Origin of the sequence: Plantibacter sp. CFBP 8775, assembly GCF_014839505.1 — a bacterium.
Taxonomy (GTDB): Bacteria; Actinomycetota; Actinomycetes; order Actinomycetales; family Microbacteriaceae; genus Plantibacter; species Plantibacter auratus.
Window position 1 is genome coordinate 26,575 of sequence record NZ_JACYNV010000002.1, and the last position, 26,794, is coordinate 53,368.

The following is a 26,794-nucleotide window of genomic DNA, read 5'->3' on the forward strand; positions in this document are numbered from 1 at the left end:
ACCTTGTGAAGCGGTCAAGCGCGGGTGGGAGAATCTCCTCTTTCGTACCGAGACATGTCTCGGAGCACCGCACGAGTCTAACAGAGGATCCACGTGAACAACACCACCAGCCCGTACGACCACGACGACGAGTCGGGAGGGGCCGATCAGGCCACCCGGGACATCGCCGACGTTCCCGCCGTCGAGGTCATCACCACCGCCGCCGTGCACCTCATGAGCGCCGCAGCGGTCAAGTGCGGCCTCGCGGACGCCCCCGACGCCCAGACGGACCTCGACGAAGCCCGCAAGCTCATCAACGCCCTCGCCGGGCTCATCACCGCGGGCGCCCCGGAGATCAGCGACATGCACGCCCGGTCGCTGCGCGACGGCCTGCGATCCCTGCAGCTCGCCTTCCGGGAGGCGTCCACCATCCAGGATCCCATCGGCAAGGGTCCCGGCGAGAAGTGGACCGGCCCGGTCACCTGATCGCAGCGCGGCGCTCCGCCTCGCCGATCAGTCGGCGGGGCGGAGCGACACCGCGAGCGAGTCGACGCGCGTCGCGATGACCTCGTCCGCGGCCCAGCGCTGAGCCAGCCGCGCGAGCACTGCGTCGAGCTCCTGCTGGGTCAGTCCCTGCAGCAGGCCGAGCTCGACCACGAGCTCGGATCCGGCGAGCTTCGCCTCAGGATCTCCGGCTCGCAGGCGCACACTCACGACCGCGAGCTCCTGCTCGATCGACCGCTCGAACGCGTCGCGCACCAGCGGGTCCGCGAAGCTGGGCGTCCACGGCTGCGACTGCGCGATCGCCCACAGCGCGGGGCGGCGTACGGCGAACTCGGTGCTCGACGTCGGATCGAGGACCACCACGTCCGTCTGCTCGCTCGCGGCCGCCAGGGCGACCCGGACGCCGTCGGCCGGGATCGGCCTCGCCGTCCGGTTCCAGGCGGACATCGCCTGCACCGAGCTGAACACCGGGAGCACGGTGCGGCCGTCCGGACCGGTCACGGTCACGATGGACAGCTCCTGCGACTTGTCGACCAACTGGCCGTGCTCGTTCTCGCCGGCCTCACCGAGGTGGGCCACGAGCGGGATGAGCAGACGGGAGTCCCGGAACGCGTCGACGACCTCGGCCTCCCCGACCTCGCCTGTCCGGAAGCGTCGGAGGGACTCGATCAGCCGCTCGGGCGCACTGCCGTCGTCACCGGAACTCGCGTTCGGCTGGAAGCTCCGACCGGCCCAGGGCTGGCCGGCCGAATCGGCGCCACCCATCGCACGCTGGGCATGCCCGCCCGACGGACCGTGCCGGTCGGGCGCGGAGGATTCGTCAGCGGCCCGAGACATCCAGCGCCTCGGCCAGGGTGAACGCGCCGTTGTAGAGCGCCTTCCCGATGATGGCGCCCTCGAGCCCCAGGGGGACCAGCTCGCGCAGCGCGACCAGATCGTCAAGGCTCGAGATGCCGCCGGAGGCCACCACCGGCCGCTCCGTGCGCTCGAGCACCTGTCGGAGCAGTTCGATGTTCGGCCCCTGCATCGTGCCGTCCTTCGTGACGTCCGTCACGACGTAGCGTGCGCAGCCCGCCTCCTCGAGACGGTCGAGGACCGTCCACAGGTCGCCGGCGTCCTGCGTCCAGCCGCGAGCGGCGAGCGTCGTGCCACGGACGTCGAGGCCGACCGCGATCGCCTCGCCGTACTGGGCGATGACACTCGCGGCCCACTCGGGGTTCTCGAGCGCCGCGGTCCCGAGGTTGACGCGTGCGACGCCCGTCTCGAGCGCCTGCTCGAGGGAGGCGTCGTCGCGGATGCCGCCCGACAGCTCGATGTTGACGCCGCGCGCCTTCGAGATGACCTTGCGGATGATCGACCGGTTGTCGCCACGACCGAACGCGGCGTCGAGGTCGACGAGGTGGATCCACTCCGCCCCCTGGCGAGCCCAGTCCAGGGCCGCGTCGACGGGCTCGCCGTAGTTCGTCTCCGAACCGGCCTCGCCGCGCGTCAACCGGACGGCCTTGCCGTCCACGATGTCGATCGCGGGGAGTAGCGTCAGTCCGGCCGTCGTGTTGAACTCGTTCATGATCCACCGTCTCTTCGGGAGCTGCGAGCCCCTCGGTTCCCGGCGCACAGCATGCCTCGTGGCACAAGCACCTGATCCTAGTCGGCTACAGGGTGCCGAGCCAGTTGGACAGCAGACGGATACCGGCGTCGCCCGACTTCTCCGGGTGGAACTGCGTCGCCGACAGCGGACCGTTCTCGACGGCCGCGAGGAACGGCACGCCGTGGGTCGCCCAGGTGAGGCGCGGCTCGGGGAACGGCGGCATGACCTCGAGGGTCCACTGCTGTGCGGCATAGGAGTGGACGAAGTAGAAGCGCTCGTCGGCGAGGCCGTCGAAGAGCACGGACCCCGCGTCCGGCGACACCGTGTTCCAGCCCATGTGCGGCAGGACGGGCGCCTCGAGTTCGGTGACCGCGCCGGGCCACTCCCCCAGGCCCTCGGCCTCGGAACCGCGCTCCAAACCACGCTCGAACATGACCTGCATCCCCACGCAGATGCCGAGGACGGGACGGCCTCCCGCGAGACGACGGTCGATGACCTCGTCGCCGTGGGAAGAACGGAGGGCGCCGATCACCGCATCGAAGGCACCGACCCCTGGCACGACGAGACCGTCGGCGGCCTGGGCGGCCTGGCGGTCGCCCGTCAGCACGACGTCGGCGCCGGCGAGCTCGAGGGCCTTGACGGCGGAGTGCACGTTGCCGGAGCCGTAGTCGAGGACGACCACCGACGGGCGTGCACTCACAGCGCGCCCTTCGTCGACGGGATGCCCTGGACCAGCGGGTCGAACGCCTTCGCCTGCCGGAAGGCCCGCGCGAACGCCTTGAACTCCGCTTCGGCGATGTGGTGCGGATCGCGACCGCCGAGGACGTTCACGTGCACGGTGAGGCCCGCGTTGAAGGTGATCGCCTCGAAGACGTGACGCACCATCGAACCCGTGAAGTGCCCGCCGATGAGGTGGAACTCGAATCCGGCCGGTTCCCCGCCGTGCACGAGGTACGGACGACCGGAGATGTCGACCACGGCCTGCACGAGCGCCTCGTCGAGCGGGACCAGCGCGTCGCCGTACCGAGAGATGCCGGCCTTGTCGCCGAGCGCCTGACGGATCGCCTGGCCCAGGACGATACCGACGTCCTCGACCGTGTGGTGGACGTCGATGTCGACATCGCCCGTCGCACGGACGGTCAGGTCGGTCAGCGAGTGCTTCGCGAAGGCCGTGAGCAGGTGGTTGTAGAACGGGACGGAGGTCTCGATGCTGCTCGTGCCGGTGCCGTCGAGGTTCAATTCCAGCTCGATGCTGGACTCGCTCGTCGCGCGCTGGATCCGGGCCGTGCGCTGCTGGGTGGTCATGGGATCCAGTGTATCGAGCGCACCGGCGCTGCACGCCGTGTGTCGACGGGTGGGCATCGTCGCGTCATGCGGCTGCACCAGGGCGTGGCGACGCCTATCGTTGAGAGGTCATGACTTCCACACCCAGCATCGCCCCGGCCGTCCCACTCGACGCGACGGAGATCGCCGCTCTCCGTGAACGGTTCCCGATCCTCGCCCGGGAGATGAACGGACACCCGCTCGTCTATCTGGACTCCGGAGCCACCTCGCAACGCCCGATCGAGGTCATCGACGCGGAGCGTGACTACGCGACGCACCAGAACGCCGCCGTCCACCGTGGCGCCCACCTCCTGGCCGCCGAAGCGACGGAGCTCTTCGAGGACGCGCGCGCGACCGTCGCCGCGTTCATCGGTGCCGACGAGCGGGAACTCGTCTGGACCTCCGGCGCGACCGCAGCCCTCAACCTCATCGCCGGGGCCATCGGGAATGCGAGCGCCGGCCTCGGTGGTGCCGCCGCCGAGCAATTCCGCCTCGGCCCAGGCGACGAGATCGTCGTCACGGAACTCGAACACCACGCGAACCTCATCCCCTGGCAGCAACTCGCCGCACGCACCGGTGCGACCCTCCGTCACCTGCCGGTCGACGACGACGGCGTGCTGCGTCTCGACGCCGCAGGCGACGTCATCGGCGAACGCACGCGCATCATCGCGTTCGCACACGTGTCCAACGTCACCGGGGCGATCGCGCCGGTCTCCGAGCTCGTCGCCCTCGCCGAACGCGTCGGCGCGCTGACCGTGCTCGACGCCTGCCAGTCCGTCCCGCACCTGCCCGTCGACGTCCCGTCCCTCGGGGTCGACTTCCTCGTGTTCTCCGGCCACAAGATGCTCGGTCCGAACGGCATCGGGGCCCTGTGGGGTCGCCGCCGGCTGCTCGATGCCCTTCCCCCCTTCCTCACCGGCGGGTCGATGATCACGACCGTCACACTCGACGGCGCGGAGTTCCTGCCCGCCCCGCAACGGTTCGAGGCCGGGACCCAGCCGGTGTCGCAGGCGATCGCCCTCGCGAGCGCCGTCCGGTTCCTGCAAGCGGTCGGCATGGACCGTGTCCACGCCACCGAGGCGGCCTACGGACAGCGACTCGCGGCCGGACTCGCCGCCATCCCCGGCGTCACGCTCATCGGCCCGCCGCCCGGAACTCCTCGCGCCGGGCTGGCGAGCTTCGACCTCGCCGGCGTGCACGCCCACGACGTCGGTCAGTTCTTCGATGATCGCGGCATCGCGGTGCGCGTCGGTCACCACTGCGCGCAACCACTCCACCGCCGGTTGGGCCTCACCGCGTCCACCCGCGCGAGCAGCTACCTCTACACGACGGAGGCCGAGATCGACGCCTTCCTCGAGGCCGCCACCCTCGTCGGTCCGTTCTTCGGGGTGTCCCGATGAGCGGCCTGGAGAGCCTCTACCAGGAGCTCATCCTCGACCACGCCCGCCAGCGCCACGGCTTCGGGTTGCGGGACGCGCCCGCCGCCGAGTCGCACCAGCTCAACCCCACCTGCGGCGACGAGGTCACCCTGCAGCTCCACCCCGGGCCCGACGGTCGTCTCGCACCGATCGCCTGGGAGGGGCACGGCTGCTCGATCTCGCAGGCGTCGAGCTCCTGCTTGAGCGACCTCGCGGCAGGCCTCACACCGGCCGAGCTCCAGGCCCTGGTCGACGAGTTCCGGACGGTCATCCGCTCGCGGGGCACGCTCGAGTTCGACGAGGAACGGTTCGGAGACGCCGCGGCGTTCAGCGGCGTCTCGCGCTACATCGCCCGCGTGAAGTGCGCCATGCTCCCCTGGGTCGCCGCAGAGGAGGCCATCTCCCGCCTGCCGTGAGCAGGCGCCCCACCTCCGCCCGGCCGAGGGCTGGTCAGACGGGGCTGATCGCCGCCAAGGCCTCGAGGAACGCGGTCGTCTCCGCTTCGGTGCCCGCGGTCACCCGCAGGTGGTTCGGGATGCCGACGTCACGGATGAGGATCCCGCGCGCGAAGAGCGCCTCGAACGCCGCGTGCGGATCGGCCACGCCACCGAACAGGACGAAGTTGGATCCGCTCCGCTTCGGGTCGTAGCCGAGACGTCCGAGCTCGACGACGAGGCGATCGCGCTGGGTCCGGATGTCGTCGACCATCGCCAGCATCTCGTCGGCGTGCCGCAGTGCGGCGGTCGCGGCCGCCTGCGTCAGGGCGCTCAGGTGGTACGGGAGCCGGACGAGTCTCAGTGCGTCGACGACCGCAGGGTCGGCGGCGAGGTACCCGAGACGGACCCCGGCGAAGGCGAAGGCCTTGCTCATCGTCCTGGAGACGATCAGGCGCGGACGCCCCTCCAACAGCGTGAGCGCGCTCGCCTCGTCGTCAGGAGCGAACTCCGCATACGCTTCGTCGACGATCACCATGCCCCGCGACGCCTCGTACACCGCGGTGATGGTCTCGAGCGACAACGGTGTTCCGGTGGGGTTGTTGGGCGAGCAGAGGAACACGAGGTCGGGATCCGCCTCGGCCACCTGACGCGCGGCGGTCTCGGGCGAGAGCTCGAACTCGGCGTCGCGCGTCGCGGGGATCCACCTGGTGCCGACGCCGGCGGCCAGGAGCGGATACATCGAGTACGTCGGCGTGAACCCGAGGAGCGATCGCCCGGGACCACCGAAGGCCTGCAGGATGTGCTGCAGCACCTCGTTCGACCCGTTCCCCGCCCAGATCTGCTCCGGGGTCACCCCGCGACCCAGGTATCCCGCCAGCGCCTCCCGGAGTTCCGTGAACTCGCGATCGGGGTACCGGTTCACCGTGAGGACCGCGGAGGCGAGCGAGGCGACGATGTCGTGCGCGACCGCCTCGGGGATCGGGTGTGTGTTCTCGTTGACGTTGAGCGCCACCGGCACCAGGGCCTGGGGAGCGCCGTACGGGCGCTGTCCTCGGAGGTCGTCGCGGATGGGGAGGTCGTCGAGAGCGGTCACCTCACAATGCTAGCCACTCCGACCGGCGCGCTCACTCCGCCTGACGCTCCCGACGAAGGACCTCGTGCCGGGGGCTCGCCGGGTTCAACAGCGAGTGGCGTCGCCCGTAGGCGAAGTACACGATGAGACCGATCACGAGCCAGACCCCGAACCGCAGCCAGGTCTCCCAGTGCAACTGCAGGATCAGGAAGCCGGACGCCAGGACGCCGAACGCCGGGACGAACGGCATCAACGGCAACCGGAAGGAGCGGGGCTCGTCCGGCTTCGTGTACCGGAACACGATCACCGACACGCAGACCACGATGAAGGCGGCCAGGATGCCGATGTTCGTGAGGTCGGCGACCTGCTTGATCGGGAACACCCCGGCGAAGACGGCTGCCGCGCCGCCGGCGATCCAGGTCACCCGCTGCGGCACGCCTCGCCGGTCCGTGCGCGAGAACCACCGAGGAAGGAGACCGTCGCGACTCATCGAGAACCAGACGCGGGTGACGCCCAACAGGAACGTCAGCATCACGGTGAGGATCGACAGGACGGCGAACACGGAGATGATCGTCGCCACCACGGGCAGGCCGACGCTCTGGAACGCCGATGCGAACCCGGCGGTGGGGTCGATGTCGGTGTAGTTCTGCATGCCGGTCAGCACGAGGGTGGCCGCGACGTACAGGAGCATGGCGACGATGAGGGAGAGGATGATCGCCTTCGGCATGTGCTTCTTGCCGTCTTTCGCCTCCTCGGCCGCCGTACTCATCGCGTCGTATCCGAAGACCGCGAAGAAGACCGTCGCGGCACCGGCGAACACCGGCCCGAAACCGCTGGGGAGGAACGGATCGTAGTTCTCCCCGTCGATGTAGAAGACCCCGAGGCCGATGATGAACAGGATGAGCAGGACCTTGATGCCGACCGCGATGAGCTCGAATCGACCGAAGGCCTTCGTCCCGCGACTCAGGATGAAGGTCACGAAGAGACAGACGAAGATGGCGGGGAGATTGACGAGGCCGCCCTTCCCCTCGTCGGCGGTCGAGGTCATCCAGGCCGGCATGTGGATCCCGATGCCGGACAGGAAGGCGTCGAAGTAGCCGGAGATCCCGATCGCGACCACCGCGACGATCGCGATGTACTCGAGCAACAGGTCCCAGCCGATGAACCAGCCGATGATCTCGCCGAGCGCCACATACCCGTAGGTGTAGGCGGACCCGGCTCTCGGGATCATGCCGGCGAACTCCGCGTACGACAACGCCGCGGCCGCGGAGGCGAGACCCGCGATCAGGAACGAGAAGAGGACGGCTGGCCCGACAGCGGGCGAGGTCTCGCTCCCATGAGCGACGAGTCCGGCGAGGGAGAAGATCCCCACCCCGATGATGCCACCGACCCCGATGGCCGTGAGTTGCCAGAGCCCGAGGCTCTTGAACAGCTTCGAACCGGAGGTCTCATCCTCGATCTCCGCGATCGGCTTCTTCCGGAGCAGCGAGCGGCTCCGATCGTCTGTACTCATGCTTGCCTCCGACGATGCTGCGGGCGTCGTTGCACCGCGCCATCGACGATAGCTGAGAACCAGCGCGGAGTGACCCGCCGATTGTCGGCCTACTCGGCCGCGTACCGCTGCGGGATCGCCAGGCGCTGCCCGGGCTCGACACCGGCGGTGCTGAGCTGGTTGAGGTTCATGATCTCGGCGATGACGTCGCGCGGGTCGGCGTCGGGCGCGATGGACTCGGCCAGCTGCCAGAGCGACTCGCCCGGGTCGACCGTGATGTACGTGAACGTGGCTCCCGCCGCCGCTGTGTTGGCCGCGGCACCGCCTGCGGAGAGTCCGACGACCGCGACGCCGATGACCAGCGGGATGGCGGCGAGCGTGGTGAAGACGACGCGGCCGCGCTTCGTCAGGCGGAGTCGGCGTGTGGACGGTGCGTCTGACGCCGGTGTCTGCGCCGTCCGTGCGGGAAGCGCCCGGTGGGACCCGATCAGTGCTGCGCTCATGTCAACCCTCCAAGAGTGTGCTCATCATGTGATGAGGACTCGTACCCGACACTCGACCAGGAGTGCCGGATACGAACCTGTGTTCCGAATATATCTTCGATTGTTCGAATACTCAACCCTGTCTTCGTACCTGAGACGCGCGGGATCGGCGACACGCTCGAACAGATGTTTGTCTGGACGAGCTGGTGCGGATACAGTTTCGAGTGTTGGAAGCAGTACACCACCACCCACCGACATCGGTCACCGACAGCCGATCAGGGCAGGAGCGAAGATGGCAGCGAACACGGCGGGCGACGGAGCCCGGGAGCGCCAGATCGGCGGCACCCGGCGACGGAAGAGCCTGAGCGACAAGCAGCTGGCGATCCTCGACGTCATCCAGCGTTCGGTCTCACAGCGCGGATATCCGCCGAGCATGCGCGAGATCGGCGACGCCGTCGGGCTCGCCTCCCTGTCGAGTGTCACGCACCAACTCGGACAGCTCGAACTCAGCGGATACCTCCGACGCGATCCCAACCGTCCCCGCGCCATCGAGGTGCTCATCGACCTGCCGAGCGCCGTCGAGGGGAGCGATCCCGACTCCGCTCCCCCGGTCGGCGACGCCGCCATGGTCCCGCTCGTCGGTCGCATCGCCGCCGGCATCCCGATCACGGCCGAGCAGCAGGTCGAGGAGATCTTCCCCCTGCCGCGTCAGCTGGTCGGCAAGGGCAGTCTGTTCATGCTGAAGGTCGTCGGCGACTCGATGGTCGACGCCGCGATCTGCGACGGCGACTGGGTCGTCATCCGCGAGCAGAAGACCGCCGAGAACGGCGAGATCGTCGCGGCGATGCTCGACGAGGAGGCGACCGTGAAGGTGTTCCGCCAGCGCGACGGTCACACCTGGCTGCTCCCCCGGAACTCGGCCTTCGAACCGATCCTCGGCGACCACGCCGAGGTCCTCGGCAAGGTCGTCGCCGTGCTCCGGACGGTCTGACCGACCGGACCACTCCGCGACACCGACGAGGGCCGGGACGATCCGTGGATCGTCCCGGCCCTCGTCCGTACCGGACCGACGACGTCAGCCGGTCGCACCGACCCGTGCGCGGACCGCACGCGTGGCCTCGACGATGTTGGCGAGGGAGGCGACCGTCTCCTCGTACCCTCGCGTCTTGAGTCCGCAGTCCGGGTTCACCCAGACCTGTCGCTGCGGGATCCCCTCCAGCGCGATCTCGAGCAACGCGGTCACCTCCGCGACGCTCGGCACCCGAGGCGAGTGGATGTCGTAGACGCCCGGGCCGATGCCGTGGTCGAAACCACTCGCCCGGATGTCGGACACGACCTCCATCCGAGACCGTGCCGCCTCGATGCTCGTCACGTCGGCGTCCAGACGCCGGATCGCGTCGATCACCACCCCGAACTCGGAGTAGCAGAGGTGGGTGTGGATCTGCGTCTCGACGCGCACGCCCGCGGTCGCCAGCCGGAAGGAGCCCACCGACCAGTCGAGGTACCGCCCCTGGTCGGCCCGCCGGAGCGGCAGCAGCTCGCGGAGTGCGGGTTCGTCGACCTGGATGATGCGGATGCCGGCCCGCTCCAGGTCGGCGATCTCGTCACGCAGGGCGAGGGCGACCTGGTTCGCCGTCTCGGCGAGCGGTTGGTCGTCGCGCACGAACGACCAGGCGAGGATCGTCACCGGGCCCGTGAGCATGCCCTTCACCGGCTTGGTGGTCAACGACTGCGTGTAGGCCGACCACTCGACCGTGATCGGCGCCGGCCGCGAGACGTCACCCCACAGGATCGACGGACGGGTGCATCGCGAACCGTAGGACTGCACCCACCCGTGCTCCGTCACGGCGAACCCGTCGAGGTGCTCGGCGAAGTACTGGACCATGTCGTTGCGCTCGGGCTCACCGTGGACGACGACGTCGATGCCGAGGTCCTCCTGCAGCGCCACGACGCGCCCGATCTCCGCGCGCATCGTCGCGACGTAGGCCTCCTCGTCGAGCGTCCCGGCGACCCGCTGCGCACGGGCACGACGGATGTCGCCGGTCTGCGGGAAGGAGCCGATCGTCGTCGTCGGGAAGAACGGCAGGCCGAGCGCCTGCTCCTGCGCCGTGGCGCGCTCCTGGTAGTCGTCTCGGGTGAAGTCCTCTGGTGCGAGCGCTGCTGCCCGTGCGCGGATGGCGGCATCGACGACCCCGGGCGCGGCCAGCCGATCGTCGAGCGCGGCCGACGCTGCGGTGAGCTCGGCCGCGATGGACGCACGCCCTTGGGTGAGACCGCGTGCGAGGACCGCGATCTGATCCACCTTCTGGTCGGCGAATGCGAGCCAGCTCCGGAGACGGGGGTCGAGCTTCGTCTCCACCGACACGTCGTGCGGGACGTGCAGGAGCGACGTCGAGGTGGACACCGCGAGCTGAGGGAAGCGCTCCGCCGCGCTCGCGAGCAGGTCGGCCGCGGCCACGAGGTCGCCGCGCCACACGTTGTGGCCGTCGATCACTCCCGCGACGACGGTCTTCGTGGCGAGTCCGGGAGACGAGTCCGGCAGGCCTCCTCGGACGAGGTCGACACCGACAGCCTCGACCCCCGAGTCGGCCAGCACCGGGAGGGCGTCGCCCAAGGCGCCGTAGGGAGCCGCGACGAAGATCGACGGACGGTCGGACACGGCGGACAGGACGGCCGTCGATCGTTCGAGCGCCGCGAGGACCGTCGACCTCGGCACGTCGAACGTCTCCGAAACGAGTGCGGGTTCGTCGAGCTGCACCCAGGGCGCGCCGGCAGCGGCGAGGCGCTGGAGGAGTTCCGCGTAGACGGGCAGCAACGCCTCCAGTCGATCGATCGGGGCGAATCCCGCTGAGGCCCCCTCGGCCGCCTTGGACAGCAGCAGGAACGTCACGGGGCCCACGATGACCGGCCGCGTCACGTACCCCTCGGCGAGGCCCTCGCGGAACTGCTCGACCACTCGGTCGTCGGAGAGCGCGAACGGCGTCGACTCGCCGATCTCCGGGACGAGGTAGTGGTAGTTCGAGTCGAACCACTTCGTCATCTCGAGCGGGGCGAGGTCGCCGGCGCCACGAGCGATCGTGAACGCCCCGGCGAGGTCGACCCGACCGTCGGCCCCGACGAGCGACGAGAAGCGCTCCGGGACGGCGCCGACGGTGAGCGCGGCATCCAGGACCTGGTCGTAGAACGAGAAGCTCTCGGGGATCGCGGCGTTCGTCGGGTCGAGGCCGAGCCCCGCGAGGCGGGCACGCGTGGCGGCGCGCAGCTCGGAGGCCGTCCGCTCGAGCGCTTCGGCGTCGATCCGGCCGGCCCAGAAGGACTCGACGGCGCGCTTCAGCTCCCGGTTCGGCCCGATGCGCGGGTAGCCGAGGATGGTGCCGACGGGGAATGCGGAGGTGGGGTTCATCGTGCGTCCTTGCTGGTGAGTGGATCGGGGATGGGATGACGGACCGGTCGGTCGCCTTGCACGGGGATGCCGGCACGGTGCAACACGTCGAGCACCGTCCGATGCTGGTTGAAGGCGTAGAGGTGGACGCCCGGCGCGCCGCCCGCGACGACGTCGCGGATGAGTCGGGCGGAGTAGTCGATGCCGATGTCGATCCGTCCCGCTTCATCCGGCTCGACCTCGAGCGCGATGGCCAGGTCGCTCGGGAGCGCCTCGCCACTCAGCTCGAGCACCCGACGCAACCGCGCCGGACTCGTGATGGGCATCACGCCCGGCAGGATGGGCATGGTGACGCCGTGACGTCTCGCACGTTCGGCGAAGGCGAGGTAGTCGTCGGCATGGAAGAAGAGCTGGGTGATGGCGAGCGTCGCCCCCGCCGCCTGCTTGGCCAACAGGGTGTCGAGGTCCTGCGTCGTCGACCGTGAGCGCGGGTGACCGTTGGGGAACGCGGCGACCGCGATCCGCGGCCGATGGCGTCGCCCGAGCTGCACCGCGCCCGGCAGACCGACCAGCGACCCCTCGGCGTAGGGCTCGTGCTCGGCACTGACCCGGCCGATGAGCTGCACGAGTTCCGCGGCACTCCCCAGATCACCGAGGAAGGCGTCCCCCTCGACGGCTCCGGCGGGCGGGTCGCCGCGAAGGGCGAGGAAACTGTGCACCCCGGCATCGAGGAAGTCCTTGATGAGTCGGCTGGCTTGCGCGTGCGTCGAGCCGACGCACGTGAGATGGGCCATCGGGTCCACCGAGGTCGACGTCCGGATGCTCCGCAGCACGTCCAGGCTCGCCGTTCGCGAGGAACCACCGGCGCCGAAGGTGACCGAGATGAACTCCGGCCCGGCGGCGGCCAGGTGCTCGACCGTCCGAGCGAGCGCGAGGCCGCCGTCGAGCGTCTTGGGCGGGTACAGCTCGAACGAGAAGGGGGTGCGCCCGGGACAGGCGGGCTCCGTCGTGATCATGAGGTCTCGTCTCGGTGGCAGCGGATCGAGAGCCGGCGACCACGCAGCACGCAGCGGTTCCGCTGGTGTGTCGTGGGCGGGTGCCGGGCTCGGCTGTCGCTCCGAATCCGCCGGTGAGGGCGGGTACGATGCGCACGACGATAGCAACGCCCGACGATCCGCGCGACGGACATCTGTCCGACAGCGTCATCCTGCGACACATTCCCCCGGCGGCGCTCCGGTCCTACGCTGATGCCATGACCGTGGGCACCAGGCACCGGGGCGACGAGCGCCGAGTACCCGGTTCGCGCGTCATCGCGTCCTGCGTGGCGGTGGTGATCGCCCTGTCCGGGTGCACGACCGCCGGCTCGCCCGTGCCGACGGCGACACGCGCAGCCTCAGCGGAGGACCTCGTGGTCGAGTTCCGTCAGAACCGGGACCAGTACGCGAGCGACGCCGCGATCGTCCGGGTCGGCAACCGTGGCGACCACGACATCACGATCGTCGGACTCGAGCTGGCGGGGTCGGCGTTCACCGCGACGACCGTCCGGGACCGCTCCTCGACGATCCGCGCTGGACAGACCACGGACCTCGCCGTCGAGCTGCCCCCGATCGACTGCGACGCCCGGGACGGGGAGTCGCAGGTCGATCTCCTGCTCCGACTCGACGACGGCGCGGTCCTGTCCGCCGCCGACCTCCCCGATCCGACGGACGCGCTGCCGCGGATCCGTGCCGCCACGTGCACGGTGGCGGCGGTGCAGCGCATCGCCGAGGTGGCGGCCGCACCCGGGATCCGCCTCGAGGGAGCCGGGGCCACGACGGTCGCCGTCCTGACGATCACGGCCGTGCCGACCGGCGCTCCGGGCCGGCTGGAGCTCGTCGCGCTGCGGTCGACGGTCCTGTTGCGACCGGCGCCGACCGACGGCGGCGGTGACCCACCCCAGGACTGGCCGCTCAGCTTGACCGTCGACGCCGCAAGCGGTCCGCAGTCCATCGAACTGCGGATCGTGCCGACCCGGTGCGACCCGCACGCCCTGGCCGAGGACAAGGTGGGAACGCTCTTCCCACTCGTCGTGCGGATCGACGACGGCCCGGAGGCGGTCATAACCCTGCCGCTCGACGCCGACACGGCGGAGGCGCTCAAGGACGCCGTCCGCGCGCGCTGCGCGTGAGGGGTCGGGTCAGCCGGCCACGGCGGGTGCCGGGACGACCTCAGCGAACGGCGCGAGGGCGGCGGCGAGTTCCGCACCGACCAGGGCGTGCACGATCGTGCCACGCTCGTCGTAGTCCGTCGACAGCACCTTGCCGCGTTCGTGCAGCAGCGTGACCAGGTCTCCGCGGTCGAAGGGCACGATGACGTGGACCTCGTTGCTCGGCGACGGGATCAGCGTCTCGATGCGCTCCATGAGCTCGTCGATCCCGAGACCGGTGCGGGCCGACACGAAGACGGCGTCCGGGACGAGACCGCGGAGCACGAGCAGCTGGCCGTCGTCCACGAGGTCGGCCTTGTTGAACACGACCAGCTCGGGGATGTGCCGAGCTCCGACCTCACCGATGACATCGCGCACGGTGGCGATCTGGCCGGCAGGATCGGGGTGCGCGGCATCGACGACGTGCACGATGACGTCGCTGTCGGCGACCTCCTCGAGCGTCGAGCGGAAGGCCTCGACCAGCTGGTGCGGCAGGTTGCGCACGAAGCCGACCGTGTCGGCCAGGGTGTACTCGCGTCCGTCGGAGGTCACGTTGCGTCGGACCGTCGCGTCGAGCGTCGCGAAGAGCGAGTTCTCGACCAGGACGCCGGCCTTCGTGATGCGGTTCAGCAGGCTCGACTTGCCGGCGTTCGTGTACCCCGCGATCGCGACCGACGGCACCGTGTTGCGGCGACGGTTCGCCCGCTTGGCCTCGCGCGCCGGCTTCATCGCCGTGATCGACTTGCGCAGTTTCGCCATCCGGGTGTGGATGCGGCGTCGGTCGAGTTCGATCTTCGTCTCACCGGGGCCCCTCGACCCCATACCGGCGCCGGCACCACCGACCTGGCCACCGGCCTGACGGCTCATGGACTCGCCCCAGCCGCGGAGGCGGGGCAGGAGGTACTCGAGTTGGGCGAGCTCGACCTGTGCCTTGCCCTCCCGGCTCTTCGCGTGCTGGCTGAAGATGTCGAGGATGACCGCCGTGCGGTCGATCACCTTCACGCCGACCGCGTCCTCGAGGGCGCGACGCTGGCTGGGTGCGAGTTCCGTGTCGGCGATCACCGTGTCGGCGCCGAGCGCCTGGACGATGGACTTCAGTTCCTGGGCCTTGCCTCGACCGAGATACGTGCTCGGGTCGGGGTGCGGTTTGCGCTGCAGGAGCCCGTCGAGCACGACGGCACCGGCGGTCTCCGCGAGCGCTGCGAGTTCGCGCAGGGAGTTCTCCGCGTCGTGGAGCGCACCCTGCGGGTAGACGCCGATGATGACGACGTTCTCCAGCCGGAGCTGCCGGTACTCGACCTCGGTGACGTCCTCGAGCTCGGTCGAGAGCCCGGCGACGCGACGGAGGGCCTGTCGGTCCTCGCGGTCGTACTGCTCGCCGTCGTCGGAGCTGCCGCCCGAGGCATCACCCGTCTGCAGGGCCGCGGCACCGCTGCCGAACAGGGTGTACCCGCTCGATCGGGACGCGGCGCTCGTGAGCACGCGCGCGACGACGTCGTCGGGATCGGTGACCGAGGCGTCGTCCACCACCGCCTCGACATCGACATCGGTGTCGTCTGCGTGGTCCTGGGGTGCGTCCATCGGTGGTCTAGGCATCGCGTTAACCCTACTTCCTCCTGGTCCGGTACCGTTCCTGTATGTCGAACGAGCACTACTTCACCGCCGAACCCGCGAGCGAGTTGCAGCTCAAACCGATCACCGCACGCCTCGGCGGCGTCGACCGTTCGCTCGTCTCGGCGGGTGGCGTCTTCAGCCCGGGCCACCTCGATCAGGGCACCCAGGTGCTGCTCGCGAACACCCCTCCTCCCCCGCCGACGGGCGACCTCCTCGACATCGGCTGCGGCTGGGGCCCGATCGCCCTGTCGCTCGGGCTCGCGTCGCCGGACGCGACCGTCTGGGCGGTCGACGTCAACGAACGGGCGCTCGACCTGACCCGGATCAACGCGGAACGCCTCGGACTCGTCAACATCCGTGCCGTCCTCCCCGACGACGTCCCCGACACGGTCCGCTTCGCGACCATCTGGTCGAACCCGCCGATCCGCGTCGGTAAAGATGAGCTGCACCGCATGCTCATGCACTGGTTGCCACGGCTCGAGGACGAGGGTGACGCCTGGCTCGTCGTGCAGAAGAACCTCGGCTCGGACTCACTGCAGAAGTGGTTGCAGGAGCAGCTGCCGACGTCGTTCCACGTCGGACGTGCGGCCATGGCCAAGGGCTTCCGCGTCCTGCACGCCCGGCGCCGGGAGCTCCGTTCGGCCTGACCGGCTCAGGCCAGGGTGATCGTCCCGGAGTAGACGAGCGTCGCCGGACCGGCCAGCACCACGTGCTCGCCGTCTGCGCCGGGAACCATGCGCACCCCGAGCACCCCGCCCGGCACCTCGACGCGCCAGTCGTTCGGAGCCGCCGCGCCCGCCCAGTGGCGGAACGCGAGCGCCGCGGCAGCCGTCCCGGTGCCACAGCTCAGGGTCTCACCGCTCCCGCGCTCGTGGACACGCATGCGGATCCGGGCCACGCCGTCGGCGATGAGCGGCTCACCCGGGACGACCAACTCGACGTTGGCACCGTGCGGCGGCACGGGGTCGAGCTGTGGGACGTACTCCAGTTCCGCTCCGTCGAGTTCGGCGGCGTCGGCGACCGCGACGACGATGTGCGGGTTGCCGACGTCGATCCCGATCCCCGGGCGTGCCACGGGCAGCCCCTTCACCCGGACGAGCGTCTCCCGCTCGTCGAGGCTCCAGCGGCCGAGGTCGACGACGTAGCCGAGCGGGTCGTAGCCGACCATCCGGACGCCGGCGCGCGTGCCGATGGCGAGCTGTTCGCCGGGGGCCAGCTCCACGAGCCCGCTCTCGAGCAGGTAGTGCAGGAACACCCGGATGCCGTTGCCGCACATCTCCGCGACCGAACCGTCGGCGTTGTGGTAGTCCATGAACCACTCCGCGGCAGGGTCTTCAGCGAGCACGGCCGCCCCGGCATCGAGGTGCGCGGACCGGACGGCGCGGATGACGCCGTCAGCACCGATCCCGAAGTGCCGGTCGCAGAGCGCCGCGATCTGGCCCGGATCGAGGGCCTCCTGGCCGTCAGGATCGGAGAAGAGCACGAAGTCGTTGCCCGTGCCGTGGCCCTTCGTGAAGGAGAGTGTCGACGCCATCCGACCAGTCTACGGGCGCACTCGGCGGGCCAGCTCACTCGCCTCGGCGCTGCAGCCCTCCACCCAGGTGATCGCCGGATAGCGCTTGAACCAGCTGACCTGACGGCGCGCGTACCGCCTCGTCAGGCGCTGGGTCTCGGCGATCGCCTCCGCTTCGGTGAGCTCCGACCGCAGTTGCGCCACCGCCTGCGCGTACCCGATCGCACGGACGGCGGTCACACCCTGCTCGAGGCCGTGCTCGAGCAGCTCGGCCGTCTCCGCGACGAGTCCCGCGTCCCACATCATCTCGACGCGCCGGTCGAGGCGCTCGACGAGGACCTCTCGCGGTGTCGAGACCCCGATGACCTCGACCGGCCGCCACGGGACGGGGCGTTCCGGAAGCGCTGCACCGTGGCCGCGCTCGGCCAACTCGTGGACTTCGAGTGCGCGCACGACCCGACGGGCGTTCGCCGCATCGATGCGGTCGGCGGTCGTGGGATCCGCCAGGCGGAGCCGCTCGATGAGCGCCGGGAGCCCCTCCTCCTCGAGTTCCCGTTCCAGGCGCTCGCGCAGGGCGCGGTCTCTCGGCGGGAACCGGAAGTCGTGGATGACGCTCGAGACGTACAGCCCGGAACCGCCGACGAGGATCGGCGTCACCCCACGCGCGGTGAGCTCGTCGATCACGGCACGGGCCGTCGGCTGGTACCAGGCGACGGACGCCTCCTGCGTGACGTCCAGGACGTCGAAGAGGTGGTGCGGGATCCCGCGCCGCTCCTCCATGGGCAGCTTCGCGGTCCCGATGTCCATGCCGCGATAGAACTGCATGGCATCGGCGTTGACGATCTCGGCTGGACGCCCCGCCTCGCGGAGAGCGGTCGCCAGCTCGAGCGACAGTGCGGACTTCCCCGTCCCGGTCGCTCCGACGACCGCGAGGAAGCCGGTCACCGACGTTCGCCGTCGCTCGGGTCGTAGATGGGAGACGTGGTCACGCCGACGGTCGTTGCCCCGATGCGCAGGCCCGGCAAGCCGAGGGAGACGCGGCCTGGCTCCGCAGCACCCGTCGTCGTCGGCACACCGCAGGAATCGGCCTGAGCTCGATCCCAGGCGTCTCCGGCACGCGTCCGACGGACCCGCAGTGGCTCACCGCCCGGTGCGTCGGCGATGAGGTGGAACGACGCCGCCTCGGTGATGGTCACGGTCACGACGTCGCCCGGTCGCGGCACCTCGGAGCCCGCCGGCACCTCGAAGTGGACGAGCCGGGAGTCCTCGGCCCGCCCGCTCAGTCGATGCGTGGTGTCGTTCTTGCGACCCTCGCCGACCGCGACGAGCAACTCGACCTGCCGGCCCACCTGGCGCTGGTTCTCCTCGAGACTGATGCGGTCCTGCAACGCGATGAGTCGCTCGTACCGCTCCTGCACGACGGCCTTCGGGACCTGATCGGGCATGGTGGCCGCCGGTGTACCCGCTCGGATCGAGTACTGGAAGGTGAAGGCGCTGGCGAACCGAGCGGCCTCGACCACGCGGAGCGTCTCCTGGAAGTCCTCCTCCGTCTCGCCGGGGAACCCGACGATGATGTCGGTCGAGATGGCCGCGTGCGGGATTCTGGCACGAACCCGGTCGAGGATCCCGAGGAAGCGCTCGGACCGGTAGGAGCGACGCATCGCCTTGAGGATGCGGTCGGAACCCGATTGCAGCGGCATGTGCAGTTGCGGCATCACATTCGGCGTCTCGGCCATCGCGTCGATCACATCGTCGGTGAAGGCGGCCGGGTGCGGGCTCGTGAACCGGACGCGCTCCAGGCCCTCGATCGTGCCGGCCGCCCGCAGGAGCTTGCCGAACGCCTGACGATCCCCGAACTCGACACCGTAGGAGTTCACGTTCTGCCCGAGCAGCGTCACCTCGATGGCGCCGTCCTCGACGAGCGCGCGCAGCTCACCGAGGATCTCGCCCGGACGACGGTCCTTCTCCTTGCCACGGAGCGACGGCACGATGCAGAAGGTGCACGTGTTGTTGCACCCGACGGAGATCGAGACCCAACCGCTGTAGCTGGAATCGCGTTTGGTCGGGAGGGTCGAGGGGAAGGTGTCGAGCGACTCCAGGATCTCCAGCTGGGCCTCGTCGTTGTGCCGGGCCCGCTCCAGCAGCGACGGCAGTGAGCCCATGTTGTGCGTCCCGAAGACGACGTCCACCCACGGGGCCTTCTGGAGGATGACCTCTTTGTCCTTCTGCGCCAGACAACCGCCGACGGCGATCTGCATGCCGCTGCGCTGCTTCTTGATCGATGCCAGGTGGCCGAGGTTGCCGTACAGCTTGTTGTCGGCGTTCTCGCGGACCGCGCAGGTGTTGATGACCACGATGTCGGCCTGCTCGCCGTCCGCCTTGACGTAACCGGCTGCCTCGAGCGACCCGCTGAGCCGCTCGGAGTCGTGCACGTTCATCTGGCACCCGTAGGTGCGGACCTCATAGCTCCGCTGCCGACCTGACTCGTCGATCGCGGCGGGTGAGGCGCTGATGACCGTGGGCGTCTCGACGATGCTGCTCATACCGGCAGTCTACGCGCGGCCTGAGATGCCTCCGGTCAGCGGAAACTCACGCCGGAACGCTTCGACCCCGACAGGGCGCGCGAGCACGCCTCACGGATGATCGCCGAGCCGTATCCGCGTCTCGCGAGATAGGCCGACAGACGTCGCTCGGCCGTCGCCTGATCGAGGGAGCGCAGTTGACCGGCGCGCTTCTCGGCGACGACGAGCGCTCGTCGGAGCTCGTCGTCGTCGTCGATGGCTTCGAGGGCCTCGGAGACGATCGAGGCGTCGATGCGTCGCGAGGAGAGTTCGCGGCCGATCACCGCACGGGACTGCCCCTTGCGGGTGTGCAGGCTCTCGACGAGCTGACGCGCGAGTTCGGCGTCGTCGAGATAGCCGCGTCGGCGGAGCTCGGCGAGGACGTGCTCGACCTCGTCGGGTGCGGCGTCGTGGCCGCGGAGGAGTTCCGCGATCTCCCACTCGGAACACCCGCGGCGAGCGAGTCGTCGCACCGCGAGCAGGTCGAGTTCGGCCAGCCGGACCTCCGGATCGACCGGAGCCTCGACCTCATCGGCTTCGGCGCGGTCGTCTGCGTCGTCGTCTTCCGGCGCCTGGACGGCCGAGGTCCAGGCGAGCGTCCGCGGGGCGGGCGCGGGTGGTGTCGTCGGGCTCGTCGCCGCGGGGGCATCGCTCGATGCGTCGCCCGGCGGGGTGGTCATCGTCTCGGCGCGCTCGGTGGACGTCCGCCGCAACGGAGCGACGGGACGCGCGACGGGCGCGGCCACGACCGGAGCCTCGTCGGGCTGCCCGACGAACCAACCGTCGGGCTCGGCAGCGGCATCTGGCGCCGGACGGCGACCGAACAGCGAGGTCACGGGGGCCACGTGCTCCGACGACTCGTCGGCCGGACCGGCGGGAGGGAAGGAGACGACCATGGTGACCTCGCTGTTCGGGGCGCGCGTTACGCGCTACGCTTCGCGGCGGACTTCGGTGCGCCGGCGGCTGCGAGCTGCGGGGCTCCACCGGTCGCCGCCTCGAGCGCCGCGGCCTCGGCAGCAGCGACCTCGGCTGCGGCTGCATCCGCGGCCTTCTTGGTGGCGGCACCCTCGGCACCGACACCGAGCTTGCCGAGGATCCGGCGCTCGATCTCAGCGGCGATGTCCGGGTTCTTCAGCAGGAAGTTCCGGGCGTTCTCCTTGCCCTGACCGAGCTGATCGCCCTCGTAGGTGTACCAGGCGCCGGCCTTCTTGACGATGGCGTGCTCGACACCGAAGTCGATCAACGACCCTTCGCGGGAGATGCCCACGCCGTACAGGATGTCGAACTCGGCCTGCCGGAAGGGCGGAGCCATCTTGTTCTTGACGACCTTCACGCGCGTGCGGTTACCCACGGCCTCCGTACCGTCCTTCAGCGTCTCGATGCGACGGATGTCGAGTCGGACCGAGGCGTAGAACTTCAGGGCCTTACCACCGGCGGTCGTCTCGGGGCTGCCGAACATCACACCGATCTTCTCGCGCAGCTGGTTGATGAAGATCATCGTCGTGTTCGTCTGGTTCAGACCACCGGTCAGCTTGCGCAGGGCCTGCGACATGAGGCGGGCCTGCAGACCGACGTGCGAGTCACCCATGTCGCCCTCGATCTCGGCGCGGGGCACGAGCGCGGCGACGGAGTCGATCACGATGAGGTCGATGGAACCCGAGCGCACGAGCATGTCGGCGATCTCGAGCGCCTGCTCACCCGTGTCGGGCTGGGAGACGAGCAGCGAGTCGATGTCGACGCCGAGCTTCTTGGCGTACTCGGGGTCGAGTGCGTGCTCCGCGTCGATGAAGGCGGCGATGCCGCCGGCACGCTGGGCGTTCGCGATGGCGTGCAGCGTGAGCGTCGTCTTACCCGAGGACTCAGGCCCGTAGATCTCGACGATGCGGCCTCGCGGGAGCCCTCCGATGCCGAGCGCGACGTCGAGGGCGATCGAGCCGGTTGAGACGACCTCGACCGGTGCGCGCTCGTCGCTGCCGAGGCGCATCACCGAGCCCTTGCCGAACTGACGGTCGATCTGGGCGAGTGCGGTTTCGAGGGACTTCTCGCGTTCAGCTGGACTTGGCATGGTGTGCTTCTCTCTGCTCGGTGTCGGGTGCCTATAGGCTGTCGCCGCGTGTTCCGGGACCCGCTTCTGCTGAAGGTCGGGGCCCGAGGGCGACAAGGCGTCGGTCGTTCCTGATGTCTCCGACGGTACGCGCCACCACCGACATACACCGGCGGACGGCCCGATCCGTGCAGAACGCACTCACGAATGATCCTGTGGAGGACACTAGCACCACTAGAACGGATGTTCGATACCGATCGGGCGGCGTGTCGAAGACCGCTTCGCCCGTGGCCCTGGACGCGCTACGCGCCCGGCTGCAGTCGTCCGACGCCGTGGCGTCGCTCGTCCGGCACGTCGGTCGCGGTGCAGAGCGCGATCCAGACGTCGCGGGGCGGGACACCGGCGCGCAACGCCTCCTCGGCGGTCTTCGAGCCGAACTCGGTGAGTCCGAGGTCACCGGTGAGTACCGCTCCGTAGGCCGCGCCGAACTCGTCGGCGACGGCCGTCCTGAACTCACTCAGCTTCATTCCTGCTCCTGTCCCTTCCTCCGTCGTCCGTCCGGACGCGGAAACGCCCCGGGAGAGGGATCCCGGGGCGTTCTGCTGCCGTGCTCGCTCGATCAGCGGGAGACGAGTTCGTCCAGCTCGTTGACCAGTTCGTCCGGAACGGTGTCCGGGATGTTCGGGGAGAGACCCTCGATGACCGCGAGGCGGTCTCCGACCTCTCGCATGATGACGGAGATGGGGGTGTCGAGGGCGTCGGCCACCGATGCGAGGATCTCGCTCGATGCCTCCTTCTGGCCTCGTTCGACCTCGCTCAGGTATCCGAGTGCGACGCTCGCCTTGCTCGCCACCTGGCGCAGCGTGCGACCCTTCTGCAACCGGAAGTCCCTCAGCACGTCGCCGATCTCTTGACGGACTAGAACCACGTGACCCTCCCTCTGTGCTCTACGACCTCGTGTCGTACAGCGCTCTGCTTCTGCAACGCGGATTCACGTCGTCCCAGCTGATCGCCGTCTCGTTCGTGGATGGCCAACATTACAACCACCGTATGCCGAACAGTAACCAGGATCACTGGGCTTTTCTTGTGAATACGTCATCTGTAACGCGATGGAAACGGACGGTATTCCGCCGATCGGAGTCGGCGTTCACTCGAGTGCGCCGAGTTCGCGCACGAGGGCTTCCAACGCCAGCTCGACGGTCCGGTGTCGGATCTCCTGACGGCCTCCGTCCAGGGTGAGCGGCACCACCCGTCCACCCGCTCGCGTCACGATCCCGACGAAGACCGCCCCGACGGCCTGGCCGTCCTGCGGGTCAGGCCCGGCGACGCCGGTCGTCGCGATACCGACGTCTGCCGGAAGCCCGTCGATCGCCAGGGCACGGCGCACGCCGTCGGCCATCTGGAGGGCCACCTCCGGGTGCACGGCGCCATGGAGCGCGAGGAGGCCGGCGTCGACTCCGAGCAACGAGTGCTTCAGGCGGGTGTCGTAGGCGACCACACCGCCTCGGACCGTGGCGGACGCACCGGGAACGCTGATGAGCGCCGCGGCCAGCAGCCCGCCGGTCAGGGACTCCGCGACACCGATCGTCAACCGGGCGTTGATGAGGGCGTGGACCGCCGAGGCGGCACCGGCATCGGCCGACTCGACGGCATCGGACGTCATCGCTTGACCTGCCGGTCGGCGCGCGACCCCCGGACGGCGGTGACGACGTAGTCGATGCCGCTCGCGATGGTCAGGAGCACGGCGATGGTCATGAAGACCCCGTTCACCCAGAGCACCCAGTCACCGAGGAGCACCCAGAACGGCGCGAGGGCGAGTGAGATCGCGACGGCCTGTGCGAGAGTCTTGAGTTTCCCCATCCACGCGGCGGCGACGACATGGTCGGAGATCACGATGAAGCGGTGGACGGTGATGCCGATCTCGCGCACGAGCACGACGATCGTGACCCACCACGGCAGTTCGCCGAGGATCGACAACGCGACGAGCGCTCCGCCCGTCAGCACCTTGTCGGCGATCGGGTCGAGGATCTTGCCGAGGTCCGTCACGAGGTTGCGACTGCGGGCGATGTGCCCGTCGATGCCGTCGCTCGCGATCGCGACGACGAAGAGCAGGGCCGCCCACCACCGCAGTGCGCCGTCGGATCCGTCGTCCGCCAGCAGCATCCACATGAACACGGGCGCGAGCACGATCCTCGCGACGGTGATCGCGTTCGGGAGGTTCCAGTTCGAGATGCGCGGCGCAGCAGCCGACGCGTTCGATGCCGTCATGTCTACTCCCGACCGGTGAGACTCCAGGCGTCTTCGTCAGAACCGCCCTCGACCTCAGGATAGTCCTGGAACTGGGCCTCGACCGGGTCCGCACCGTAGCGGTCGGGCTCGACGCCACCGGCGGCACCGACGACCGGGGCGGCCACGGCGGCTGTCGAGGCCGCCGCTGCGGGGGCCGGAGCGGCCGAACCGTCGTCCTCGCCGCGCAGACGGGCCAGGACCCCCGGCAGCTGCTCGGCGGTGACGAGGACGTCGCGGGCCTTCGAGCCCTCGGACGGGCCGACGATCTCGCGAGACTCCATGAGGTCCATGAGCCGGCCGGCCTTCGCGAAACCGACCCGGAGCTTCCGCTGCAGCATCGACGTCGATCCGAACTGCGTCGACACCACGAGCTCCGCTGCAGCGAGCAGGAGTTCGAGGTCGTCGCCGATGTCCGCGTCGATCTCCTTGCGCTCCGCGACGGCCTGGACGTCCTTCCGGTACTCCGGCCGCGCCTGGTTCGTGACGTGTTCCACGACCCGCTGGATCTCGTTCTCGCCGACCCATGCACCCTGCACGCGGATGGACTTGTTCGCACCCATCGGCAGGAACAGGGCGTCGCCCTGACCGATGAGCTTGTCGGCGCCCGGCTGGTCGAGGATGACCCGCGAGTCGGTGACGCTCGTGACGGCGAAGGCGAGGCGCGAGGGGACGTTCGCCTTGATGAGGCCGGTGACGACGTCGACCGACGGACGCTGCGTCGCGAGGACGAGGTGGATACCGGACGCACGGGCCAGCTGCGTGATGCGGACGATGGAGTCCTCGACGTCGCGGGGGGCGACCATCATCAGGTCGGCGAGCTCGTCGACGACGACCAACAGGTACGGGTAGGGCTTCAGCACGCGTTCGCTGCCCGCGGGGAGGACGATCTCGTTGGCCACGACGGCCTTGTTGAAGTCGTCGATGTGCCGGTACCCGAAGCTCGCGAGGTCGTCGTACCGCATGTCCATCTCCTTCACGACCCATTGCAGCGCTTCCGCCGCCTTCTTCGGGTTCGTGATGATGGGCGTGATGAGGTGCGGGACGCCCGCGTACGGCGCGAGCTCGACGCGCTTGGGGTCGATGAGGACCATGCGCACCTCGCTCGGCTTCGCGCGCATGAGCAACGAGGTGATCATGGAGTTCACGAAGACCGACTTGCCGGAGCCGGTGGACCCGGCGACCAGGAGGTGCGGCATCTTCGCGAGGTTCGCGACGACGTAGCCGCCGCCGACGTCCTTGCCGACGCCGATCGTCATCGGGTGGTTGCTGTTCGTGGCCGCCGTCGAGCGCAGGATGTCGCCGAGGGTGACGATCTCGCGGTCGGTGTTCGGGATCTCGATACCGATGGCGCTCTTCCCCGGGATGGGCGAGAGGATGCGGACCTCGTTGGACGCCACGGCGTAGGAGAGGTTCTTGCTGAGCGCCGTGACGCGCTCGACCTTGACGCCTGGGCCGAGCTCGATCTCGTACTGCGTCACGGTCGGGCCGCGGGAGAAGCCGGTGACCTTCGCGTCGACGCCGAACTGGTCGAGGACGCTCGTGATCGCGGCGACCGCTTCGTCGTTGGCCGCACTGTGGGTCTTCGCGGGCTCCCCCGCCGCCAGCGTCCCTGCGGACGGGAGACGGTACGGCGTGTCGTCCTGGCCCTGCTGCGCCATCGGGCGCGCCGAGAAGTCGATCTGGTCGGGTGCGCCGAGGAGCGCCGGATCGAGGTCTTCGATGACCTCGGTCGCGCCGGGGATGCTGTCGTCGTGCAGACCCGTCTGCGGCTTGATCTCGCCCGTGTTGAACCGCTTGACGGCGCTCTCCGCCGCTTCGAGGTCGCCGAGGAGCTCGGAGCCGAAGGCGTCGTGCACCGGCGCGGCTTTCGGCGACGCGGCAGGCGCGGCCACCGGTTCGAGCGGCGAGTCGAATCCGCCGGACGGCTTCTCGAGGCCGAGGAGCTCGGTCATGTTGTCGCCCATGAGCGGGTCCTCGAACGTCGGGTCGTCCTCGCGTCGGCTCGTGTTGCGACGCCACCACGGCAGGGCCGCCGGCTCGTCGGGTTCCTCGTCGAGGTCGTCGAGTCGCTTCGTCCGCGCACTCTTCGGCTCTGCGGGCTCTCCCTCTGGTGCCTCCGGCTGCTCGCCGAACATCCAGGTGGAGAACTGCCGCACGCGGGCACCGACGCGGTTCGGCGGCGTCTTGGTCACGATGAAGAGACTGAGGAGGATCAGGAGCGAGATGAGGACGGTCGCGCCGATCGGGGTGATGATCGCGGCGAGCGGAGCGCCGAGGATCCACCCGAGGAGACCGCCGGCCTGCGCCAACGCGGGCAGGCCCTGACTCGGGTTCGGCTGGCCACCGTGGATGTGACAGAGCGCCGAGATGCTGATCAGGAGCAGACCGAGGCCGATGCTGATGCGACCGTTGTCGTCGACCGAGGCCGGGTGCCGGAACAGCCAGACCGCGAAGACGATCATGATGACCGGGAGCACGAAGGCGAGTCGGCCGAAGAGGCCACCGAACGACCAGGCGTCAAAGGTCTGGGCGACCGGGTCGGCCGCGCCGAACCACTCGACGACGGCACCGACGACGGCCAGGAGGAAGAGCAGGAAGGGGAAGCCGTCGCGACGGTCCTCCTTGGCGATGCGCTCGGGACCGAGGGCGCGGACCGCTCCACCGACGCCGTGCGCGAGACCGAGCCACATCGAGGTCAGCACACTGCGCTGCTCCTCGGCGGCCGGATAGGCGACGGTCTTCTGCTGCTTCGTCGTCGACGCGCCCGCCTTGGGGCCGGGCTTGGTGTTCGTCTTCGTGCTCGTGGTGCGCGACGAAGCGCCACTCGGCGAGGAAGCGCTGCGCGAACGGCTGGTCGAGTTGGAACGTGCGGCCATGCGTTCACGGTACTCGTCGCCACCGACGCAGCCCG

The 26,794-nt window shown here is 69.6% G+C and carries 26 protein-coding genes; 6 read left to right on the forward strand and 20 right to left on the reverse strand.

The annotated features are described in order from the left end of the window. The first annotated feature begins 93 nt into the window (after positions 1–93). Entirely contained in the window at positions 94–465 is a 372-nt protein-coding gene (locus IFR14_RS12745; protein WP_056012072.1) for a DUF1844 domain-containing protein, read from the forward strand. A gap of 27 nt (positions 466–492) precedes the next feature. Here IFR14_RS12745 and IFR14_RS12750 read toward each other — a convergent pair whose 3' ends face one another. The 4 genes from IFR14_RS12750 to hisB all read right to left on the reverse strand — a co-directional run bounded on the left by IFR14_RS12750 (position 493) and on the right by hisB (position 3,376). Then, entirely contained in the window at positions 493–1,320 is an 828-nt protein-coding gene (locus IFR14_RS12750) for an SseB family protein (protein ID WP_446728085.1), read from the reverse strand. Next, positions 1,304–2,050 (reverse strand): bifunctional 1-(5-phosphoribosyl)-5-((5-phosphoribosylamino)methylideneamino)imidazole-4-carboxamide isomerase/phosphoribosylanthranilate isomerase PriA, encoded by a 747-nt coding sequence (gene priA, locus IFR14_RS12755; protein WP_079707068.1) that lies wholly within the window; start codon positions 2,048–2,050, stop codon positions 1,304–1,306. The genes IFR14_RS12750 and priA overlap by 17 nt, the downstream gene beginning before the upstream one ends. Before the next feature lie 85 nt (positions 2,051–2,135). Beyond that, positions 2,136–2,771: an imidazole glycerol phosphate synthase subunit HisH gene (hisH, locus tag IFR14_RS12760; protein ID WP_137243219.1), complete on the reverse strand. Its 636-nt coding sequence runs from the start codon at positions 2,769–2,771 to the stop codon at positions 2,136–2,138. Then, a complete protein-coding gene (hisB, locus tag IFR14_RS12765) occupies positions 2,768–3,376 on the reverse strand; it encodes an imidazoleglycerol-phosphate dehydratase HisB (RefSeq protein ID WP_079707070.1) in 609 nt (202 codons plus the stop codon). Before hisB ends, hisH begins: the two co-directional genes overlap by 4 nt. A 110-nt stretch (positions 3,377–3,486) precedes the next feature. Between hisB and IFR14_RS12770 the strand changes: the two genes are divergently transcribed. Together IFR14_RS12770 and sufU are read left to right on the forward strand one after the other, a co-directional pair. After that, positions 3,487–4,794, forward strand: a complete 1,308-nt coding sequence (locus IFR14_RS12770) for a SufS family cysteine desulfurase (protein ID WP_191941340.1) — start codon at positions 3,487–3,489, stop codon at positions 4,792–4,794. After that, complete coding sequence (sufU, locus tag IFR14_RS12775) at positions 4,791–5,228, forward strand: Fe-S cluster assembly sulfur transfer protein SufU (RefSeq protein ID WP_191941341.1); 438 nt, start codon at positions 4,791–4,793, stop codon at positions 5,226–5,228. Before IFR14_RS12770 ends, sufU begins: the two co-directional genes overlap by 4 nt. A gap of 34 nt (positions 5,229–5,262) precedes the next feature. Here the strand turns inward: sufU and IFR14_RS12780 are convergent, their stop codons facing one another. The 3 genes from IFR14_RS12780 to IFR14_RS12790 all read right to left on the reverse strand — a co-directional run bounded on the left by IFR14_RS12780 (position 5,263) and on the right by IFR14_RS12790 (position 8,316). Beyond that, positions 5,263–6,342, reverse strand: a complete 1,080-nt coding sequence (locus IFR14_RS12780; protein WP_191941342.1) for a histidinol-phosphate transaminase — start codon at positions 6,340–6,342, stop codon at positions 5,263–5,265. A gap of 31 nt (positions 6,343–6,373) precedes the next feature. Next, positions 6,374–7,834, reverse strand: a complete 1,461-nt coding sequence (locus IFR14_RS12785) for an amino acid permease (RefSeq protein ID WP_191941343.1) — start codon at positions 7,832–7,834, stop codon at positions 6,374–6,376. 89 nt (positions 7,835–7,923) lie between these two features. After that, entirely contained in the window at positions 7,924–8,316 is a 393-nt protein-coding gene (locus tag IFR14_RS12790) for a LysM peptidoglycan-binding domain-containing protein (RefSeq protein ID WP_191941344.1), read from the reverse strand. A gap of 271 nt (positions 8,317–8,587) precedes the next feature. Here IFR14_RS12790 and lexA point away from each other — a divergent pair, with 271 nt between their 5' ends. Continuing rightward, positions 8,588–9,286, forward strand: a complete 699-nt coding sequence (gene lexA, locus IFR14_RS12795; protein ID WP_071262299.1) for a transcriptional repressor LexA — start codon at positions 8,588–8,590, stop codon at positions 9,284–9,286. 84 nt (positions 9,287–9,370) lie between these two features. On the opposite strand, the gene metE is transcribed toward lexA, so the two are convergent. Further along, entirely contained in the window at positions 9,371–11,698 is a 2,328-nt protein-coding gene (gene metE / locus IFR14_RS12800; protein WP_191941345.1) for a 5-methyltetrahydropteroyltriglutamate--homocysteine S-methyltransferase, read from the reverse strand. Next, positions 11,695–12,693, reverse strand: coding sequence for a methylenetetrahydrofolate reductase (locus tag IFR14_RS12805; protein WP_137243226.1), 999 nt, complete (start codon positions 12,691–12,693; stop codon positions 11,695–11,697). The genes metE and IFR14_RS12805 overlap by 4 nt, the downstream gene beginning before the upstream one ends. A gap of 236 nt (positions 12,694–12,929) precedes the next feature. On the opposite strand from IFR14_RS12805, the gene IFR14_RS12810 reads away from it, so the two are divergent. Continuing rightward, positions 12,930–13,844, forward strand: a complete 915-nt coding sequence (locus IFR14_RS12810; RefSeq protein WP_191941346.1) for a hypothetical protein — start codon at positions 12,930–12,932, stop codon at positions 13,842–13,844. A 9-nt stretch (positions 13,845–13,853) separates the two neighbouring features. Here IFR14_RS12810 and hflX read toward each other — a convergent pair whose 3' ends face one another. After that, a complete protein-coding gene (gene hflX / locus IFR14_RS12815) occupies positions 13,854–15,458 on the reverse strand; it encodes a GTPase HflX (RefSeq protein ID WP_228498742.1) in 1,605 nt (534 codons plus the stop codon). Between the two features lie 41 nt (positions 15,459–15,499). On the opposite strand from hflX, the gene IFR14_RS12820 reads away from it, so the two are divergent. Next, positions 15,500–16,123 (forward strand): class I SAM-dependent methyltransferase, encoded by a 624-nt coding sequence (locus tag IFR14_RS12820; RefSeq protein WP_137243227.1) that lies wholly within the window; start codon positions 15,500–15,502, stop codon positions 16,121–16,123. Positions 16,124–16,128: 5 nt separating this feature from the next. Here the strand turns inward: IFR14_RS12820 and dapF are convergent, their stop codons facing one another. The 10 genes from dapF to IFR14_RS12870 all read right to left on the reverse strand — a co-directional run bounded on the left by dapF (position 16,129) and on the right by IFR14_RS12870 (position 26,759). Further along, positions 16,129–17,010 (reverse strand): diaminopimelate epimerase, encoded by an 882-nt coding sequence (gene dapF, locus IFR14_RS12825; protein WP_086473874.1) that lies wholly within the window; start codon positions 17,008–17,010, stop codon positions 16,129–16,131. A gap of 9 nt (positions 17,011–17,019) precedes the next feature. Further along, the gene (miaA, locus tag IFR14_RS12830; protein ID WP_191941347.1) at positions 17,020–17,934 is read right to left on the reverse strand and encodes a tRNA (adenosine(37)-N6)-dimethylallyltransferase MiaA; all 915 of its coding nucleotides are present in this window, start codon (positions 17,932–17,934) and stop codon (positions 17,020–17,022) included. Next, positions 17,931–19,532 (reverse strand): tRNA (N6-isopentenyl adenosine(37)-C2)-methylthiotransferase MiaB, encoded by a 1,602-nt coding sequence (gene miaB / locus IFR14_RS12835; RefSeq protein WP_191941348.1) that lies wholly within the window; start codon positions 19,530–19,532, stop codon positions 17,931–17,933. The genes miaA and miaB overlap by 4 nt, the downstream gene beginning before the upstream one ends. A 35-nt stretch (positions 19,533–19,567) precedes the next feature. After that, complete coding sequence (locus IFR14_RS12840; protein WP_191941349.1) at positions 19,568–20,446, reverse strand: regulatory protein RecX; 879 nt, start codon at positions 20,444–20,446, stop codon at positions 19,568–19,570. A gap of 26 nt (positions 20,447–20,472) precedes the next feature. Continuing rightward, complete coding sequence (gene recA / locus IFR14_RS12845; protein ID WP_079707085.1) at positions 20,473–21,615, reverse strand: recombinase RecA; 1,143 nt, start codon at positions 21,613–21,615, stop codon at positions 20,473–20,475. A 281-nt stretch (positions 21,616–21,896) separates the two neighbouring features. Next, positions 21,897–22,121 (reverse strand): DUF3046 domain-containing protein, encoded by a 225-nt coding sequence (locus IFR14_RS12850; RefSeq protein WP_079707086.1) that lies wholly within the window; start codon positions 22,119–22,121, stop codon positions 21,897–21,899. A 92-nt stretch (positions 22,122–22,213) separates the two neighbouring features. Beyond that, positions 22,214–22,522 carry a helix-turn-helix domain-containing protein gene (locus IFR14_RS12855; protein WP_056012120.1) on the reverse strand — a complete coding sequence of 103 codons (309 nt, stop codon included), beginning with the start codon at positions 22,520–22,522 and terminating at the stop codon, positions 22,214–22,216. A 219-nt stretch (positions 22,523–22,741) separates the two neighbouring features. Then, a complete protein-coding gene (locus IFR14_RS12860) occupies positions 22,742–23,257 on the reverse strand; it encodes a CinA family protein (RefSeq protein WP_191941350.1) in 516 nt (171 codons plus the stop codon). Continuing rightward, positions 23,254–23,862 carry a CDP-diacylglycerol--glycerol-3-phosphate 3-phosphatidyltransferase gene (gene pgsA / locus IFR14_RS12865; RefSeq protein WP_137243233.1) on the reverse strand — a complete coding sequence of 203 codons (609 nt, stop codon included), beginning with the start codon at positions 23,860–23,862 and terminating at the stop codon, positions 23,254–23,256. The genes IFR14_RS12860 and pgsA overlap by 4 nt, the downstream gene beginning before the upstream one ends. 2 nt (positions 23,863–23,864) lie before the next feature. After that, positions 23,865–26,759, reverse strand: coding sequence for an FtsK/SpoIIIE family DNA translocase (locus IFR14_RS12870; RefSeq protein WP_137243234.1), 2,895 nt, complete (start codon positions 26,757–26,759; stop codon positions 23,865–23,867). Positions 26,760–26,794 lie beyond the last annotated feature (35 nt).